General features: G+C 58.4%; 16 protein-coding genes. 6 read left to right on the plus strand and 10 right to left on the minus strand.

Features of this window, described 5'->3' with window-relative positions; all coding sequences use genetic code 11:
- Positions 1-13: 13 nt before the first annotated feature.
- The 4 genes from ACO0LO_RS07600 to ACO0LO_RS07615 all read right to left on the minus strand — a co-directional run bounded on the left by ACO0LO_RS07600 (position 14) and on the right by ACO0LO_RS07615 (position 2463).
- Positions 14-940 carry a Dyp-type peroxidase gene (locus tag ACO0LO_RS07600; RefSeq protein WP_422963609.1) on the minus strand — a complete coding sequence of 309 codons (927 nt, stop codon included), beginning with the start codon at positions 938-940 and terminating at the stop codon, positions 14-16.
- A 24-nt stretch (positions 941-964) separates the two neighbouring features.
- A complete protein-coding gene (locus ACO0LO_RS07605) occupies positions 965-1378 on the minus strand; it encodes a GNAT family N-acetyltransferase (RefSeq protein WP_422964107.1) in 414 nt (137 codons plus the stop codon).
- Positions 1379-1458: 80 nt separating this feature from the next.
- Positions 1459-1962: a hypothetical protein gene (locus ACO0LO_RS07610; RefSeq protein WP_422963610.1), complete on the minus strand. Its 504-nt coding sequence runs from the start codon at positions 1960-1962 to the stop codon at positions 1459-1461.
- A 15-nt stretch (positions 1963-1977) separates the two neighbouring features.
- Positions 1978-2463: an asparaginase domain-containing protein gene (locus ACO0LO_RS07615; protein ID WP_422963611.1), complete on the minus strand. Its 486-nt coding sequence runs from the start codon at positions 2461-2463 to the stop codon at positions 1978-1980.
- Between the two features lie 208 nt (positions 2464-2671).
- On the opposite strand from ACO0LO_RS07615, the gene ACO0LO_RS07620 reads away from it, so the two are divergent.
- Both ACO0LO_RS07620 and ACO0LO_RS07625 read left to right on the plus strand, forming a co-directional pair.
- Complete coding sequence (locus tag ACO0LO_RS07620; protein ID WP_422963612.1) at positions 2672-3454, plus strand: L-asparaginase; 783 nt, start codon at positions 2672-2674, stop codon at positions 3452-3454.
- A gap of 137 nt (positions 3455-3591) precedes the next feature.
- A complete protein-coding gene (locus tag ACO0LO_RS07625) occupies positions 3592-4962 on the plus strand; it encodes a M20/M25/M40 family metallo-hydrolase (protein WP_422963613.1) in 1371 nt (456 codons plus the stop codon).
- Positions 4963-5099: 137 nt separating this feature from the next.
- Here ACO0LO_RS07625 and ACO0LO_RS07630 read toward each other — a convergent pair whose 3' ends face one another.
- On the minus strand, positions 5100-6080 hold the full coding sequence (locus ACO0LO_RS07630) for a D-2-hydroxyacid dehydrogenase family protein (RefSeq protein WP_422963614.1): 981 nt from the start codon (positions 6078-6080) through the stop codon (positions 5100-5102).
- A gap of 480 nt (positions 6081-6560) precedes the next feature.
- On the opposite strand from ACO0LO_RS07630, the gene ACO0LO_RS07635 reads away from it, so the two are divergent.
- Positions 6561-8417 (plus strand): phosphoenolpyruvate carboxykinase (GTP), encoded by a 1857-nt coding sequence (locus ACO0LO_RS07635; protein WP_422963615.1) that lies wholly within the window; start codon positions 6561-6563, stop codon positions 8415-8417.
- A gap of 357 nt (positions 8418-8774) precedes the next feature.
- Here the strand turns inward: ACO0LO_RS07635 and ACO0LO_RS07640 are convergent, their stop codons facing one another.
- Both ACO0LO_RS07640 and ACO0LO_RS07645 read right to left on the minus strand, forming a co-directional pair.
- Entirely contained in the window at positions 8775-9272 is a 498-nt protein-coding gene (locus tag ACO0LO_RS07640; protein WP_422963616.1) for a DUF2798 domain-containing protein, read from the minus strand.
- A gap of 52 nt (positions 9273-9324) precedes the next feature.
- A complete protein-coding gene (locus tag ACO0LO_RS07645; protein ID WP_422963617.1) occupies positions 9325-9642 on the minus strand; it encodes a hypothetical protein in 318 nt (105 codons plus the stop codon).
- A 146-nt stretch (positions 9643-9788) separates the two neighbouring features.
- Between ACO0LO_RS07645 and ACO0LO_RS07650 the strand changes: the two genes are divergently transcribed.
- From ACO0LO_RS07650 to ACO0LO_RS07660, 3 genes are read left to right on the plus strand one after another with little or no spacing between them, the layout of a single operon-like run.
- Entirely contained in the window at positions 9789-10763 is a 975-nt protein-coding gene (locus ACO0LO_RS07650) for a LysR family transcriptional regulator (RefSeq protein ID WP_422963618.1), read from the plus strand.
- 37 nt (positions 10764-10800) lie between these two features.
- Positions 10801-11286, plus strand: coding sequence for a hypothetical protein (locus ACO0LO_RS07655; RefSeq protein WP_422963619.1), 486 nt, complete (start codon positions 10801-10803; stop codon positions 11284-11286).
- A gap of 43 nt (positions 11287-11329) precedes the next feature.
- A complete protein-coding gene (locus ACO0LO_RS07660) occupies positions 11330-12253 on the plus strand; it encodes a lysozyme inhibitor LprI family protein (protein ID WP_422963620.1) in 924 nt (307 codons plus the stop codon).
- A gap of 42 nt (positions 12254-12295) precedes the next feature.
- On the opposite strand, the gene ACO0LO_RS07665 is transcribed toward ACO0LO_RS07660, so the two are convergent.
- From ACO0LO_RS07665 to ACO0LO_RS07675, 3 genes are read right to left on the minus strand one after another with little or no spacing between them, the layout of a single operon-like run.
- Entirely contained in the window at positions 12296-12985 is a 690-nt protein-coding gene (locus tag ACO0LO_RS07665) for a hypothetical protein (protein WP_422963621.1), read from the minus strand.
- 21 nt (positions 12986-13006) lie between these two features.
- The gene (locus ACO0LO_RS07670; protein ID WP_422963622.1) at positions 13007-14437 is read right to left on the minus strand and encodes an alkaline phosphatase; all 1431 of its coding nucleotides are present in this window, start codon (positions 14435-14437) and stop codon (positions 13007-13009) included.
- Positions 14438-14459: 22 nt separating this feature from the next.
- Positions 14460-15872 (minus strand): alkaline phosphatase, encoded by a 1413-nt coding sequence (locus ACO0LO_RS07675; protein ID WP_422964108.1) that lies wholly within the window; start codon positions 15870-15872, stop codon positions 14460-14462.
- Positions 15873-16065: the final 193 nt, after the last annotated feature.

Consider the following 16065-nt stretch of genomic DNA (forward strand, 5'->3'; position numbering starts at 1 on the left):
GATTCAGCGGAAATCAGGCGGCCAGCTTCAACAGGCGCAGATCCAGCTTGCCGTCCAGCATGGGCGGACACCAGAAATAGCTGCCGGTTACCGGCTTGGAAATCGTGAACAGCGCATCGGTATGCTTGTCTTCGGCGCCGCTCATGCGACGCAGCTGAGCCTCGAACGCGTATAAGGATTTACCGAAGGCGACGAAGTTCAGGCCGGCGTGCAGCATGTCGGCCCAGGGCATGGAGCGGCGCAGCACGAAGGCTTCGGGATCGAAACTTTCCTGCGCGGTGCGTTTGACATGCGCCGACACCGGTGCGTCTTCCAGTTCTTCATTGTCGCTGCGGCGGCGACCCATCATGTGGTCTTGCGCCAGCTCTTCCATTGCCTCGAATTTTTCAAACTGGTGCTGCCACTGCTGGACAGCGGCAAAACTGGAGCCATCCAGGCCCGCACCCTGGCCTTGGGCGAAAGCCGCTGCCACTGCATCTTCGCCTTTGGGATTTTCTGTGCCGTCTTCATAACCGGTCAGGTCATGGCCGGCGCCGGAGCGAAAAGCCTCCACCGTATGCTGCAGCTCGAAAGCCGGCAGCAACGCGCGCAGCAACCGGCGCGTCTGGTGCACCAGGTCGGTCCTTTCGTTTTCACGCAGCCAGCACCATAGTGCGGCCGGCGTGGCGGGCAGGCGCACGCGGCTGCCGTCTATGCCGGTGAAATCGCGCAAGCCGGGCACCTCGGCGCCCATCGCGGCAACCAGCGTATGCCCGAAGCCGACCACGAGGCGTTCGCCGTCCGCCAGTTCCCGCAGCGCAGCCAGTGCTGCATGCAGCGCATCGGACGATTTCAGCGTGAAGCTCAGGTAGCGGCCATGCGGCGGCACGGACTGCAGGATGCCCGGCTGGATAGGCAGGCCGGTATCAGGCGTGGATAAGGCTGTGGATAAGTTTGACATGGTTATTCTGTATTCAGGGATGAATCAATCGGTGGAAGCCGGCACGGCGGCATCGGGCACGGATACCGGGCGGACATAGTAGATATCCCACTCGCTTTCGGCGCTGTATACAAATCCGTGTTTCTGATAAAAGCGGTTGGCATCGCTGCCACGCAACGCGCCGACATGCAGGGGCAGGCCGGCGGTGTCCGCTTCGGCAATGATCTGGCGCAACGCCCATGCACCGAGGCCGCGGCCTTGCCAGTCCGGATGCAGATAAAGGTGGTCGAGCAGCAGGCCGGCGCCGGATTCCGGTGGCAAAAGCTTTACCGCGACAAAGCCGATGTCAACGCCATCGGCGACAATGACGCGGGTCGCTGCAGCATCATAGCTTGCGCGCAGGCGTTCACGCGCGCGCTGAGGATCAAACCTGCCTATACGCTCCAGACTGGGCTGCATCGCGGCGATGCGCAGCGCCAGCAGATTTTCAAAATCCTCGCCGCACGCAGGACGAAAACCTGGAATACCTGTCTGCAATGCTATTCCGGCCATGCCGCCTGCACGATGGCTTCTATATCGCCGGGATCCGCCGCGGCTTTCTGCGCGTCTTTCCAGTCTTTGACATCGGGCTTGGCCTTGGCGGTGAACTTGGGCGTATCCACTGCCATCTTCATGGCGAATACGACGATGCCGTCGGATACACCGAACGGGCGCAGCTTGCTGACGGCATCGGTGACGGCGGCGTCGTAATACTCATGCAGCGCCGGCTCCATGTCCAGCCAGGCAGCGATTTTCTGGTCCGCGCGCACGGCCACGACAATATAGCCGGAACTCTGCGGCATCTTGACCTTTTTCAAGGCCTTCCACACCGCCGATTGCACGTTGCGGGTGAAACGGGCGAAATCCTGGAAGTTCACCTCTTTTTCCTTCAGCACCTCTTCGCCCTGATAGAAATACATGTCGTCGAAGCGGGTTTCCGCCGCATGGCTGAGGCCCGCAAACAGGAAAAACACACAGGAGATGAAAAGTTTCAGCAGTTTCATGAATGCGCCGATCGCTTAATTGGTGACAAACACGCCTGCGGAACGGTTCTTTTGCACGTTATCCCATGCAAATACCTGGCCGTTCATCGCGACATAGACGCCGGGCGCGAGCAGCTGCGCAGCGGCGGCGGCAAAACCGAGGTTGAACAGCGCATCCGAATTGGCGATCTCATACGGGATCATCGCGCCGGTCAGCACAATGACCTTGTCCAGCGCGGCGGCGCCCAGCACTTGCCCGGTTTCTCGCATGGTGTCGGTACCGTGGATAATGACGATGGCCTTTTCCGGCGCCTGCCTGCAGGATTGCAAAATGTTCTGGCGGTGCACGTCCGTCATGTCCAGCGAGTCCATCAGCTCCGGCACTTCCAGCTCCACCGGCACGGTGATGCGGGCGCGCGCCAGCACCGCCGGCAGGTGGCTGTCGGCAAAACCCAGCTTGCCGTTCAGTTCGTCATAGTGTTTGTCGAAAGTGCCGCCGGTGGCAATGAAGCGCAGGGTCATGATGGATGCTATGCAGTTGAGGTAGCGGACATTGTAACGCGCGCGGGGCGCTGCGCAAAGTTGCAAGCAGCCAGGCAAGTCGCGTAGCCCTTACTACTTTGGCAAGCTCTTACAGCCTGTTACTTTCCGCGCTTGGTTTACCGCGCAAATTTGCATTACACTACAGCGGAAATTTTCTTCCGTCCTCGCACCTCCGACTCCACGACCCATGAAACCGATTGCTCCAGGCACCGTCATCTTCCACCGCCATCGCGGTTATGGCGTGCTGACGGCTGTCAACCTGCTGACAGGCTGGGTGGCGGCACGCTTCGGCAATGAATCGCGCACGCTGGACCTGAATCTGTCCACCGACGAAATCCAGCATGCCGATGGCGAGGCTATCCTGTTCCGGCGCGAACCGCCGGAACGCATGCCACATGCACGCCTGATGGCCATGGTCAGAGAACTGCACAAGGCCGGTTACCAGAAACTGTATCTTTACAGCTGGCCCAAACCTTCCGGCCTGCATTGGCGCTGGCAGCTATTCACCGGTCCGCGCGACTGGATGCAGCGCCCGTGGCGCGAAGGCTGGTATGGTTCCGGCGCCGACTACAACTTCAACCCGGTGATGGGCTGGGGCGATGCCCCCGGTGCAACGACAGAAGAGTTGATACATGCGCTGGCCAAATTCGATCCACAAGGCCTGGCACAGGCACTGGGGCGCGACGAAGACCACACCGTGTGGTTCGACGCCGTCTGCGAAGCACTGCTGCCGCACTATGCATACAGCCTGGGCAGCGACCAGCAGAAGCATCCGCTGCAATCACTACCGCAACACCTGCCGGTGATCGCCGTGCGGCAAAAGCAGGCCGAGTACAGCGGCCTGCCGCTCAGCTGGCCGCCGGGCTGGGAAAGGCTGTGGGGCGTGGGCAGCTTCGATAGCCGCCGTGACGTGCTGCCCGTGGTCAGGCACGACATTATTCCTACCGCCTTCAACCTGCCTATCCCCTGAGTGCTTATTTTTCATCGCCAATTTGCCGATGAAAGATTTTTTATCAAAATAGTTCTAGAATGCTGCGGAGCAATTCAATCCGCGCGCCATGCCTGCCGTCCTGAGCAGGGTGCCGCACCACCCCGGGAGAAGTCATCTTGAAATTTCCACGCCAGTCCGCCGTTTGCGCCACCGCCCTGCTTACTTTGTTATCCACCGCCGGCCATGCCGCCGACACGCCAGAGGAAAAGAAGATCGCTGCCCGCAAACCCGAGATTGAAAAAATCGTCGCCGAGATTTCCGCCAAGCGGATAGAAGCCACGATCAACAAGCTGGTCAGCTTCCAGACCCGCCATACGATGTCGGATACCACGTCCGACACCACCGGCATAGGCGCGGCGCGACGCTGGATCAAGGGCGAGCTGGAACGCTGCGGCGCCGGCAAGCTGGACGTGCAGTACGACAGCCATATCCATCCTGTGGATAAGCGCATCAGCACACCGACGGAAATCGTCAACGTGGTGGCAACATTGAAAGGCGATACCGCCAGCGACCGCTATTACGTCGTCAGCGGCCACTACGATTCGCGCGTCACCGACATCATGAATGCGACGTCATTCGCCCCCGGCGCCAACGATGACGCATCCGGTACCGCCGCCGTCATGGAAATGGCCTGCGTAATGGCCAAATATAAGTTCGACGCCAATATCGTGTTCATGGCGGTTGCCGCCGAAGAACAGGGCCTGTACGGCTCCGGCCATTTTGCGCAGCAGGCCAGGGAAAAGAACCTGAACATCGCCGGCATGTTCACCAACGACATCATCGGCAGCTCGCATTCCGACACCGGCCATGTGGATAACAAGCAGGTGCGCCTGTTCGCCGAAGGCGTGCCAGCACGCAAGGAAATGCCGGACAACATCCGCACACTGGTCACCACCGGCGGCGAAAACGATTCGATCTCACGCCAGCTGGCGCGCCATGTGAAGGAACAGGGTGAACGCTACGTGCCAGGCTTCAAGGTCACCATCATCAACCGCGCCGACCGCTACCTGCGCGGCGGGGATCACATGCCTTTCCTGGAACAGGGCTACGCCGCCTTGCGCTTCACCGAACCGGCCGAAGACTTCAATCACCAGCACCAGGATGTGCGCACTGAAAACGGTGTGAAGATAGGCGACCTGCCCGAATACGTCGATTTCAACTACACCGCGCAAGTGGCCCGCATCAATGCAGCGGCACTTGCCTCGCTGGCACTGGCGCCGGCAGCGCCATCCAAAGTGCAGGTACGCACCGACAAGCTGGAAAACGATACCCGCCTGGTATGGGAGGCTAACCATGAACCCGACCTCGCAGGCTACCGCATCGTATGGCGCGACACGACCGCGGCGGACTGGCAGCACGCCGTGTATATCGGCAACGTGACCGAATACACGTCGAAGCTGTCCAAGGACAATATATTTTTTGGTGTGCAGGCTGTGGATAAGGACGGCAATGTCAGCGTTGCGTCTTATCCGACGCCTTTGAGGTGATCGCTGGCGATCATTTTGCTTCGTCGAGGGTTTAGTGCGGCATTAACAAGGTCTTTATCGTAGTTTGATGCCCCTCACCCCAACCCTCTCCCGCCCCCGGGAGAGGGAACCAAATCTGATTCGTTGGGCTAGAAACTTCACCCCAGTGGATTCAACACATTCTTCGGCGTACCCGCCGCAAAATCCACCACGTTCTGGAACGCCGCCCGGAAATATAGCTCGTAGCTGTCCTGCTCCACATAACCCAGATGCGGCGTCGCCAGCACGTTTTCCATGCGCAGCAGGGGGTTATCCACAGGCAGAGGTTCGGTCTCGAATACGTCCACTGCCGCAAACCCCGGATGCCCTTTCGGCAAAGCGGCTTCGAGTGCGCCGGACTCCACCAGTTCTGCCCGGCTGGTATTGACGAACAACGCGGTGGATTTCATCGATGCCAGATCAGCCGCGGTAACAATGCCGCGTGTTGCATCATTTAAGCGCAGATGTACGGAAATGACATCGCTTTCAGCAAAAAAAGCCTCTTTTGATGCAGCGGCATGATAACCGTCGGCAATCGCCTGCGCACGGCTGGGTTCGCGGCCCCAGATGACAACATTCATGCCGAAGACCTTGCCGTAGGCGGCGATCATCTTGCCTATTTTGCCGTAACCCCAGATGCCCAGCGTCTTGCGTTTTAGCACCCAGCCCAAGGTATTGTGCTCGGCGCGCAGCGAAGAGGTCTGCCACACGCCGTCCTGCAGCAGGCTATTGTATTGTGGGATCTTGCGGGCCGCGGCCATGACAAGCGCCCAGGTCAGTTCAGCCGGAGCGGTGGGGTCGCCGATGCCTTCGACGATGGTGACGCCGCGTTCCGTCGCGGCAGCGACGTCGATATGGCCGGCAACCTTGCCGGTTTGCGACAAAAGCTTCAGATTCGGCAATTTTTGCAACAGCGCTTTCGGGAAAGCCGTGCGTTCGCGGATCAGCACCAGCGCCTCATACGGCGCCAGCCGGATCGCCAGCTGGCCTATGCCGACGGCGGAACTGTTGAACACTTTAACGTCGTGCCCCTGCAGCAGCTCGAAACATTTCAGTTGGCGGACCGCGTCCTGGTAATCGTCCAAGATGGCAATTTTCATTAGTTTTCCTTTATTGAATCGGGGATGGCAGCTGCGCCCTGCCGGGCTGGACTTTCAAAAACAATACCTTAATTACAATAATACTGACGCAAAATTAGCGCCGGCTTCCGCTCAAGTGTACAATGCTTCGTTACGTAGCTTTTTGATGCTTACGCTCCGCTAACAAAATCCATCACGCGGGGTGCAAGTCTGGAATGCAATACCATTGCCTTCCTATTATCCGACAGAACCGCCGTCATCGTGACCACCGGCGCGTACTTGAGCCAGCACCTGCGCTCGTACCGCCCCAGAGCCCCCTAACGACGATCCTGCCGTGCCGCTACCGGGCGCAGTCGGGAATCATTGCGAGCAAGCCTTAGCATCGAGCACCGTTGCCCTTATCCGCCATGCGCCGACGGATACCGGGTCAACGCAGGTGACAAGGTCCATGCCGCGGATTGCCGGCTCCAGAGATTTTCTTTTGGCATTGGAGGTAATATCGTGAATCAACCCATCATGGGCGGCGTGGCTGCATTGAATGTGCCCGCTTACGTCAAACAACAAAAACTGATCAACTGGGTCGCTGACATTGCGTCGCTAACCAAGCCGGACAGCATCTACTGGTGCGACGGCTCCCAGGAAGAATACGACCGCCTGTGCGCGCTGATGGTGGCTGCCGGCACGATGAAAAAGCTGAATCCCGCCAAGCGCGTGAACAGCTACCTGGCCTGCTCCGATCCTTCCGACGTGGCCAGGGTGGAAGACCGTACCTTCATCTGCTCGCAGAACAAGGAAGACGCCGGCCCCACCAATAACTGGACCGATCCCGCAGAAATGCGCGGCACGCTGAACGGCCTGTTCGACGGCAGTATGAAAGGCCGCGTCATGTACGTGGTGCCCTTCTCGATGGGCCCGCTGGGCTCGCCGATTGCACATATCGGCGTGGAACTGTCCGATTCTCCTTACGTGGCAGTCAACATGCGCATCATGACGCGCATGGGCAAAGCTGTGTACGACGTGCTGGGCACCGACGGCGAATTCGTTCCCTGCGTACACACCGTAGGCGCGCCTTTGCAAGCGGGCGAGAAGGATGTTGCATGGCCTTGCAACGCGACCAAATACATCGTGCACTACCCCGAGACCCGCGAGATCTGGTCTTTCGGTTCCGGCTACGGCGGGAATGCCCTGTTGGGCAAGAAATGCTTTGCGCTGCGCATCGCGTCCAACATGGGCCGCGAACAGGGCTGGCTGGCTGAACACATGCTGATCCTGGGCGTGGAATCGCCGGAAGGCAAAAAGCACTATGTAGCGGCGGCATTCCCTTCCGCCTGCGGCAAGACCAATTTTGCCATGCTGATCCCGCCCAAGACATTTGACGGCTGGAAAGTGACTACCATCGGCGACGATATCGCGTGGATCAAACCGAGCGCCGACGGCAAGCTGTATGCGATCAACCCGGAAGCCGGCTATTTCGGTGTGGCGCCGGGCACCAACACCGCCACCAACTCCAACTGCATGGCTTCGCTAGGCGAAAACACCATCTTCACCAACGTCGCGCTGACCGACGACGGCGACATCTGGTGGGAAGGCCTGACCAAGGAAGCGCCGGCGCACCTGATCGACTGGCAAGGCAAGGACTGGACGCCGGAAATCGCCAAGGAAACCGGCCGCAAGGCAGCACATCCGAATGCGCGCTTCACCGTGGCCGCCACGCAAAATCCGGTCATCGATTCCGCTTGGGACGATCCTGCCGGCGTGCCTATTTCCGCCTTCATTTTCGGCGGCCGCCGCTCCACCACCGTGCCGCTGGTAACCGAAGCGCGCAACTGGGTGGAAGGCGTTTACATGGCAGCGACCATGGGATCGGAAACCACCGCAGCCGCAGTCGGCCAGCAAGGCATAGTGCGGCGCGACCCGTTCGCCATGCTGCCATTCATCGGCTACAACATGAGCGACTATTTCCAGCACTGGCTGACGCTGGGCGAGAAAATTGCCGCCGCCGGCGCCAAGCTGCCGGGCATTTTCTGTGTTAACTGGTTCCGTACCGATGAGAACGGCAAGTTCGTGTGGCCGGGCTTCGGCGACAACATGCGCGTGCTGAAATGGATGCTGGAACGCATTGAGGGCACAGGCAAGGGCGTGGAAAACGTCTTCGGCACCACGCCTGAATTCAGCGATCTGCAATGGGACGGCCTGGATTTCACGCAGCAGCAGTTCGACACCATTACCTCTATCGACAAGGCAGCATGGGAAGCGGAGCTGAAACTGCATACCGAACTGTTCGACAAGCTGCAGCACCACTTGCCGGCCGAACTGGTAGCCACCAAGGCACAGCTGGAAAAACGCCTGGCAGCCTGAGTCGGCATGTACGCCGCTGCAAAGGCGGCAATGTGAAGTAGAAGAACGCGGCCTGATGCCGCGTTTTGCTTTAAGCGGGGCTGAATTTTATCCACAGGAAGCGACAGGCACTTATCCCCAGCCCAGGGATAAAACCCGGCAAAGTCAAAAAGACATCAGGACGTGCTGCCCTCGGCAAAAACGTTGCAAGATAGTGATAGCCGGATTTCCTGCGGCCGGCCCGCTGCCAGGGGTAAGCCCGCTGGGGCAAGGCATCAGGCGTATTGCGGGCTAAAAGAAAAAACCCGCAAAATCAAGGTTTTGCGGGTTGAAATCCTGCCTTGGGAGGAAAGCAAGAGGAGACAAAAGGGGAATAAATCAGCGTACGGCGGCAGAGCGGCGTACGCTCAGGCGGTTCTTCGCAGTGGCACGGATGGAAGCGCTGGTGATGTCGGCCAGGCTCAGGCCTTCGGATTCTCCGGCGTTGTTCCTCGCGGCATAGGAGTTAGCCACAGACTTATCGACACTGTTGTTCACAGCGTTACCAACAGTATTATCCACAGCTTCTTGCCGGACATTGCCGGAGGCATTCAGTAGGCGGGACAGTTTGCGTATCAATGGCGTAATCATATAAGCAACAGGAAAAGCAATGGGCCAGCAAGTCAGCCATGCTTCCATCCATGCAGCGAAGAATTCGTTACTGAAACCAGCCCAGACCAGCCGCATCACAGCCGTAGCCACCAGCGTGATGACACCGGTCATCAGCATGGCCGGCAGCATCGACGCCAGACTCTTGGAGCCGGCCACCGATTGCGCGGAAGCGTCTGTCTCGCGGTAAGTACCGGAAACTACTGCATATAAAGAAGAATGTTGCATTACTAACCCCTTGTTATGTGCGGTTAAATCAGCAAAACCAGTAAAACGGCAATTAGCCGCGTGAAGCCAGTGCGCGCAATTCCGCTGCCATGCTAGGCGAGGTAGAATCCAGTTCGCGGGCAACGTTGTTGATAGCCAGGATGTTGCGCATGTTGCGGCTTGCTACTTTTTCATCTTTGGTCTGCCTTGGGCTGATCACCAGCAGCGCTGCGCGCAGCAGGCCGGTAATCAAAGGCTTGAACACCACCAATACGGTGGCCAGGATGCCCATGCCCAGCAAAGGACGGGCAGCGCCCACGACACTGCTGACAGCCATCTCAGCGGCTGGAATGGCACTTTGCAAAGGAAAGGCTAAGGTCAGGAAGCTCATAATATTTCTCCACATTTCTATCTAATTCGGCGATGATGTAACTATATTGCAGTGCAATATATAAATCCAATTACGTTTTCCCATACCTGTTATATAGTTTCTGAATATCAACAAAACCAAATTAGACTCACTGGGGATTGTGCAAAATGAACTTCCTGACGCTGGATTTGAACCTGCTGCGCGTGTTCGATACCGTGATGGTGGAACAAAACCTGACCCGCGCCGCCGACAAGCTGGCGATGACGCAGCCCGCCGTATCCAATGCGCTGAAACGCCTGCGCTCGTCGCTCAGCGATGAGCTGCTGATCCGCACCGCCTACGGCGTCAAGCCGACGCCGCGCGCCGAGGCGCTGTGGCCGGCCGTGCGCCAGGCGCTGTCCACACTGGAAGCCGCCATCGCTCCCACCACGTTTGACGTCTCCAAGGCGCAGGCCACCTTCCGCATGGCGATGGCCGATGCCACCGCAGCACTGTGGATGCCCAGCCTGGTGCGTGCGATTGAGAGGGATGCCCCGGGACTGAATGCGCGCATGGTGCCGCTGACGACGCGCGAGCCGCGCCCCATGCTGCTGCGCGGTGATATCGACATCGCCGTCGGCTATTTCCCCGGCGTGGTGGCGCAGCTGGCCGCCGGCCAGGGCGCCGGTAGCCCGATCCGCCATGACCGCCTGTATTCAGGCCACTACGTGTGCGTCATGCGGCAAGACCATCCGCTGGCCAAGGGCGAATTGACACTGGACGACTACTGCAAAGCCAACCACCTGCTGGTCAGCTTCTCCGGCCGCGCGCACGGTCTGGTGGACGATGTACTGGCCCAGATGGGCCGCGAACGGCACATCCTGCTCACGGTGAACCAGTTCTTTACCGGCGGCAGGGTCGTCGCCAATTCCGACCTGCTGACCGTGCTACCGCACCACCTGATGTCTTCCACCGGCATGACCGACGAACTGGTCTGGAAAAAGCTGCCGTTCGACATGCCCGACGTGCACATCGACATGCTCTGGCACGAACGCGACGGCCGCAACCCGGCGCACAAATGGCTGAGGGACAACCTGATCGACATGACCAATGACACGATTATTCCTGAGCTGGGACGGGATAAGCAGTTGGCGGATACTTGAAACAGATGAATTTTTCACAATGTCCACTTCATAAATAATGGCCGCTGTTATCTTCTTCCTTGCTGCTACGTTAATCTATCTGTTCATACCGCTTTCCAGAAAGGCACGCTACCTATCTGCCATAGCCCTGGTTGGCGGTATCTGTCTTTATTCACTACCGTCCATTCAAAAAGACCATCAACTTGAAAAAGCAGGGTATTCGACCGCCGGTGTTGTCACTGCAAAAGAATGCAAAGGCGGAAAGACTCAGCGTATTGAGTACCAGTTCCTAGCGAGAGACGAGCAGGTGAAAGGCAATTCCATAATTAACACGAACAACAACTCTTGCAATACTCCGAAAATCGGGGACCAGATCTTTGTGACATATCTTATGGACGCTCCTGAAATTAACGCCCCCGCGCGCGAAGTTAATAGCCATATATTTCTCTTGAGCCTGCTTGCATTAAGCCTAGTTCCCGGGCTTGCTTGGGCCAACAAGGAACTGCATCGTTCCAAACAGAAATCCAGAACACCGGCACAATGATATTTCAGCACGCCCTGACACTCGACATATTGAAAGCTGAATTGTGAATAAACTGAACGCCTTCAAAATCGCTCTTTTGCTATTGCCGCTCTCTGCAAGTGCTGCCAGCTTCGACTGTAAAAAATCCTCAACCCCTGTAGAAAAAACCATCTGCGCAAATCCCTCGCTGGATAAACTGGATCAGGAGATTGCCGACACCTATGGCAAGCTGCTGGCAAGCGTTGACGATCCGCTTAGAAGGAGGGTAAAAGAAGTCCAGCGCAACTGGCTGAAGGACCGCAAGGATGCCAGGCAGCTGGACGCCACAATGCGGGCCAGGCTGGAAGCTTTGCGCGGTGCTGTCGTCAGCGAGCATGGCCTGAGCTTCCTGCGCCTGCAAGGTACTGAAAGGCCGATGTATTTGCTGAGTAAATTGCCCGGCACTGCCGCCTACAATCAATGGGTGGATAAGACGTGGCAGGATGCGTCCGGCGAGACCACCCCGGCGGAAGCCCAGGTGCTTATCAAGAAATGCAAGTCCGACGATGATTGCGATATAGATTCAATCAGCCGCAGCTACGCAATCAATTTTGCGTCGCCGGAACTGATCAGCGTGCACGAATCGGTATCGGACTATATGTATCGCGCAGCACACCCTAGCAACCAGGATACCCACTACAACTGGTGGCTGTCGAAAGCCGGCAGCATCAAGCCTGCCGAAATATTTTCCGGCCAGGCTTACAAGAAGGTAGTGGAAAAATATGCGCGGCAATATGTGGCGACCCTCATGGAAACCAAACCCGACGGGGTACAAAATACCGGCAGCGCAACCGAGCCTGACAACTGGGCCATCACAAAAAAGGCGCTGCACATTACGGGCCAGGGTTACGACTATATGATAGGCCGGGGATTCGTCGAGTTTGATATTCCCTGGACCGCATTTTCAGGCATGCTGAATCCCGCCTTCAGCAGCGCATTAAACAAATAGCGCCCCGGCCGCTGTATTACCGGGTAGCCTGAGCCATGCCTGTCAATCCAGAAAATCCGAATACTCTTTTTGCGCAAACCCCTTGATATTCAACCACGGCAGATCCTTGCTCACTGTCGCAAGCGGCTTTACATCAATGCGGCGATAGAAAGTACCAGCCCTGTCGCCGGTTTCCACGCGTAGCGGGATCTGCTTTTTTTCGTCCCACAAGACACGCTGGTAGACGCCATTCTTTTCCCTCTCGCGCCAGCGCGCACCTGCGGCTGTGGATAATTTTGTGGATATGGGCAGGGCCTTCAGCTGTTCCGGGTCCAGCAGGTAAAAAGCGTTGACCCAGGAACCATCGAAGTTGACGTTCTCAAATTCCGCCGGCGGTATCGTAACGACCTGCTGTTCACCCGCATCGACAAATTCGATCTTTGCCTCGCCGTGGTCCAGTATCACGTGGCGCGGTATAAGGACATGGTTGAAATGCCTGTGCTCATGCGCTTGCCCATCTCCATTTTCTTGCCGTGCGGTTTTCGGCAGCACGCGTGCAACCCAGACATGCGCAGGGCGGCGCAGCATCTTTTCTTCATAACGGCTCTCATTCAGTACGCCCTCCGGACTCATGACGCGGCTGTAATAGCGGATCACCAGGTCCAGGTCAGGCGCCGGCTGGGCCGCCTGAGCCGATAATGCGGTGCACAGCGCGAGGCCGGCAAGCAGGATAAATTTGAAGCCTGGTCTCATGGCAATCTCAAGCTGGCCGGCCTACAGGCCGAAGGCATTCTTCAGCAAGCCGAAAACTTTGGTGTTGTCCAGCGTGCCTTTGAAACCACTGGAACCTGCGCCTGTGGATAACAATTTTACGTCGCCGCCGCCATGTGTTTCCGTAGCCAGGCGCACGCCGGTTTCCTGCAGGTAGTTATCTGCCAGCACAGTCTTGCTGTCCAGGCTCGTACGCAGATTGGGGCGGTTGGGGCCGTTGCCGAAGACCAGCGTAGTATAGGTATTGCCGTCCGCATCCTTGCTGGGCTGGCCGGTTTTATAGTCGCGGTTGATATCCAGGATGGGGTTTCCGCGTTTGCCATAGCCGTTGAACGCCAGCGTGTGGTCATGGTCGGCGGTGACGACGATCAGCGTATTGGCCAGCGTGGGGTCGGTCAGCCGGGCCTTGTCCAGCGCAGCCCTGACTGCGTCGTCGAAGGCAATGGTATCCACCAGCGCGCGCTTGGCATTGGTGCCGTGCAGTGCATGGTCGATGCGGCCGCCTTCCACCATCAGGAAATAACCCTTGCTGTTTTGCGACAGCAGATCCATGGCCTTGGTCGTCATTTCCGCCAGGCTGGGCTGGGTGGCGCCTTCGCCCAGCGGCGGCGCGGCGGTACGGTCCAGTTCATACTCCAGATGGCTCTTGCTGCTGTACAGCCCGATGAATTTCTTGCCGTTCGGCGCAGCCAGCATGTCGGCCCTGGTGGCGGCAACGGTATAGCCTTTTGCCGCCAGCTCAGCCAGCAGGTTGCGGCCGTCGACACGGCCCAGTTTTTGCGAGCCGGCATCATACGGCAGGAAGTGGTTGCGGCCGCCGCCCATCAGCACGTCTACGCCGTCCCCCAGCGCCGGATTGTAGCCGGCGCCGCCCGGTACCGCCTGGGCGGCAATCGCATACTGCGCATTGCGGTGGCAGATGTGCGCATAGGTCGCTGCCGGCGTTGCGTGCGTCAGCTCGGTGGTGGTGATGGAGCCGACTGCCCTGCCGCTGGCCTTGGCCAGTTCCAGGATGGTGGTAGCCGGCATGCCGTTGCCGGCGGCGCAGTTGTTCACGCCCAGGTTGCCGTGGGCATCCTTGCCCGGCGATATCGCTACGGTCTCTGCCGACATGGAGATGACTTCATTGTTCATCTTCACGCCGGTCATATAGGCCGACATTGAAGGCGCACTGTCGGTAGTTTGCGCATCATTGGAAAACGTCTTGATGCGGGCAGTGCGCGGCAGCGTGTCCATGGTCAGGCTGCCGGCTTCACCGTACTTGTAGATGCGGGAAGCGGTGACGGTGCTGGGTCCCATACCGTCACCGAGGAAGAAAATAATGTTTTTCGCTTCGCCGGCAGCCAGTGCCGGTGCTGAAAAAGCGGCGGCAAGCAACGTTGCCGTGATGGTTTTCAACGCAGGTGTCAACGTAGGCTTCAACATGGGTTTCATCGTATTTGTCCTCGATAGCGGCTTACAGGCCCGCGGCGTTTTTGACCAGCCTGAAAACCCTGGTGTTGTCCATGGTGCCGAGGAAAGTGTCGGCGCCCTTGCCTATCGCTCCCAGGAACACGTCGGTGCCGCCGTGGGTTTCGCTGCCTGCGGCGACACGGATCACGGCTTCCTGATGATAGGTATTGGCGCTGGTCGTGTTGTCATCCAGGCCCGCGAGTACCGAACGGCTGCCCTGCGTGCGGTTTTCTCCATTGCCGAAGCCGATGATGGAATAGGGCGCGCCGTCCAGGTCTTTTTCCACCGCGCCAGTGACATAATTCTTCACGACACCCAGCACGCCCGGATTGCCGGCAGTGGTCTTGCCGGTGCGTTTTGCATAGCCGTTTAGCACCAGCGTATGGTCATGGTCGGCGGTGACGACAATCAGCGTGTCTGCAAGCAGGGGATCGCTGACCCTGGCCTTGGCGATTGCTGCCTTGATCGCGTTATCGAACGCGACGGTGTCCTGTAAAGCCTTTTTCGCGGTGGTTTCATGCAAGGCATGGTCGATGCGGCCGCCTTCCACCATCAGGAAATAACCTTTGCCGTTTTTTGCGAGCACGTCCATGGCCTTGCCTGTCATGTCGGCCAGGCTGGGTTCTTTGGCCGGATCGCGGTCCAGGTCATAGCTCATGTGGCTGGAGGTAAACAAGCCAAGCAGGCGCTCCGTCTTGCTGCCGTCGATTGCCTTGAACTCTGCGGCATTGGCGGCAAACGCATAGTTCCTGGCCTTCATTTCGGCGATCAGGTCGCGGTTGTCGCCGCGTTTGCCGCCTTTGGAGAACGGTGTGAAGAATTGCGTGCCGCCGCCCAGCACGACATCGATGCCGGTGCTTCCCAGCGCTGCGTTATACCCCACGCCGCCGGGTACCATGGCCGTGGCGATGTCATTTTCCAGGTCGCGATGGCAGATATGTGAATAGGTCGCGGCCGGCGTGGCATGCGTGATGCGCGTGGTAGTCACGACACCTGCGGACAGGCCGCGGGCTTTGGCCATTTCCAGCAGCGTGACGGCGGGCCTGCCGTTGCGGGCGCCGCAGTTATTGGCGAGTTTGTTGCCGTTGGCATCCGCCGCCGGCTCGACCGCCACCGTGTCGGAAGACATGGAGATCACTTCGTTGTTCATCTTCACGCCGGTCATATAGGCCGACATCGAAGGCGCGCTGTCGGTCACCTGCGCATCGTTGGAAAAGGTCTTGATGAACGCCGTTTCCGGCAAGGTATCGATGGTGAGGTCGCCGTCTTCACCCACTGCATAGGTGCGGGCCGCGGTCAACGTTGTCATGCCCATGCCGTCGCCGAGGAAAAAGATGACGTTTTTGGCAGGAGCGGCAGACCTGGCTGTTTTTGTCGCCGGGGCCGCTGCCGGGGAGAGCGGCTCAGCCACCGGCATGCTGCCGCCGCAGGCGGCAAGAAGGAAGGCCGTGCCGAGGCCGGCGGCAAATCCGTGTCTGCGTGTCATATCATTCATCCAGCTCTAGTCTGAGAACTGAGAATGTAACAACACTGCGTTACACTATAGTGACAATTTGTTACCTGATAAACCACAGTTTGTTGCGATTTGCGCAAATACTGCAGTCATTACC

It is taken from the genome of Undibacterium sp. TJN25, assembly GCF_049339885.1.
Lineage (GTDB): Bacteria > Pseudomonadota > Gammaproteobacteria > Burkholderiales > Burkholderiaceae_D > Undibacterium.

Bases quoted from the DNA above. Each gene is read 5' to 3' on its own strand.
- ACO0LO_RS07630 (WP_422963614.1), bottom strand. From the start codon at position 6,080: ATGAAAATTGCCATCTTGGACGATTACCAGGACGCGGTCCGCCAACTG.
- ACO0LO_RS07610 (WP_422963610.1), bottom strand. From the start codon at position 1,962: ATGAAACTGCTGAAACTTTTCATCTCCTGTGTGTTTTTCCTGTTTGCG.
- ACO0LO_RS07600 (WP_422963609.1), bottom strand. From the start codon at position 940: ATGTCAAACTTATCCACAGCCTTATCCACGCCTGATACCGGCCTGCCT.
- ACO0LO_RS07665 (WP_422963621.1), bottom strand. From the start codon at position 12,985: ATGAGACCAGGCTTCAAATTTATCCTGCTTGCCGGCCTCGCGCTGTGC.
- ACO0LO_RS07605 (WP_422964107.1), bottom strand. From the start codon at position 1,378: ATGCAGCCCAGTCTGGAGCGTATAGGCAGGTTTGATCCTCAGCGCGCG.
- ACO0LO_RS07620 (WP_422963612.1), top strand. From the start codon at position 2,672: ATGAAACCGATTGCTCCAGGCACCGTCATCTTCCACCGCCATCGCGGT.
- ACO0LO_RS07670 (WP_422963622.1), bottom strand. From the start codon at position 14,437: ATGAAACCCATGTTGAAGCCTACGTTGACACCTGCGTTGAAAACCATC.
- ACO0LO_RS07650 (WP_422963618.1), top strand. From the start codon at position 9,789: ATGAACTTCCTGACGCTGGATTTGAACCTGCTGCGCGTGTTCGATACC.
- ACO0LO_RS07640 (WP_422963616.1), bottom strand. From the start codon at position 9,272: ATGCAACATTCTTCTTTATATGCAGTAGTTTCCGGTACTTACCGCGAG.
- ACO0LO_RS07655 (WP_422963619.1), top strand. From the start codon at position 10,801: ATGGCCGCTGTTATCTTCTTCCTTGCTGCTACGTTAATCTATCTGTTC.
- ACO0LO_RS07675 (WP_422964108.1), bottom strand. From the start codon at position 15,872: ATGCCGGTGGCTGAGCCGCTCTCCCCGGCAGCGGCCCCGGCGACAAAA.
- ACO0LO_RS07615 (WP_422963611.1), bottom strand. From the start codon at position 2,463: ATGACCCTGCGCTTCATTGCCACCGGCGGCACTTTCGACAAACACTAT.
- ACO0LO_RS07645 (WP_422963617.1), bottom strand. From the start codon at position 9,642: ATGAGCTTCCTGACCTTAGCCTTTCCTTTGCAAAGTGCCATTCCAGCC.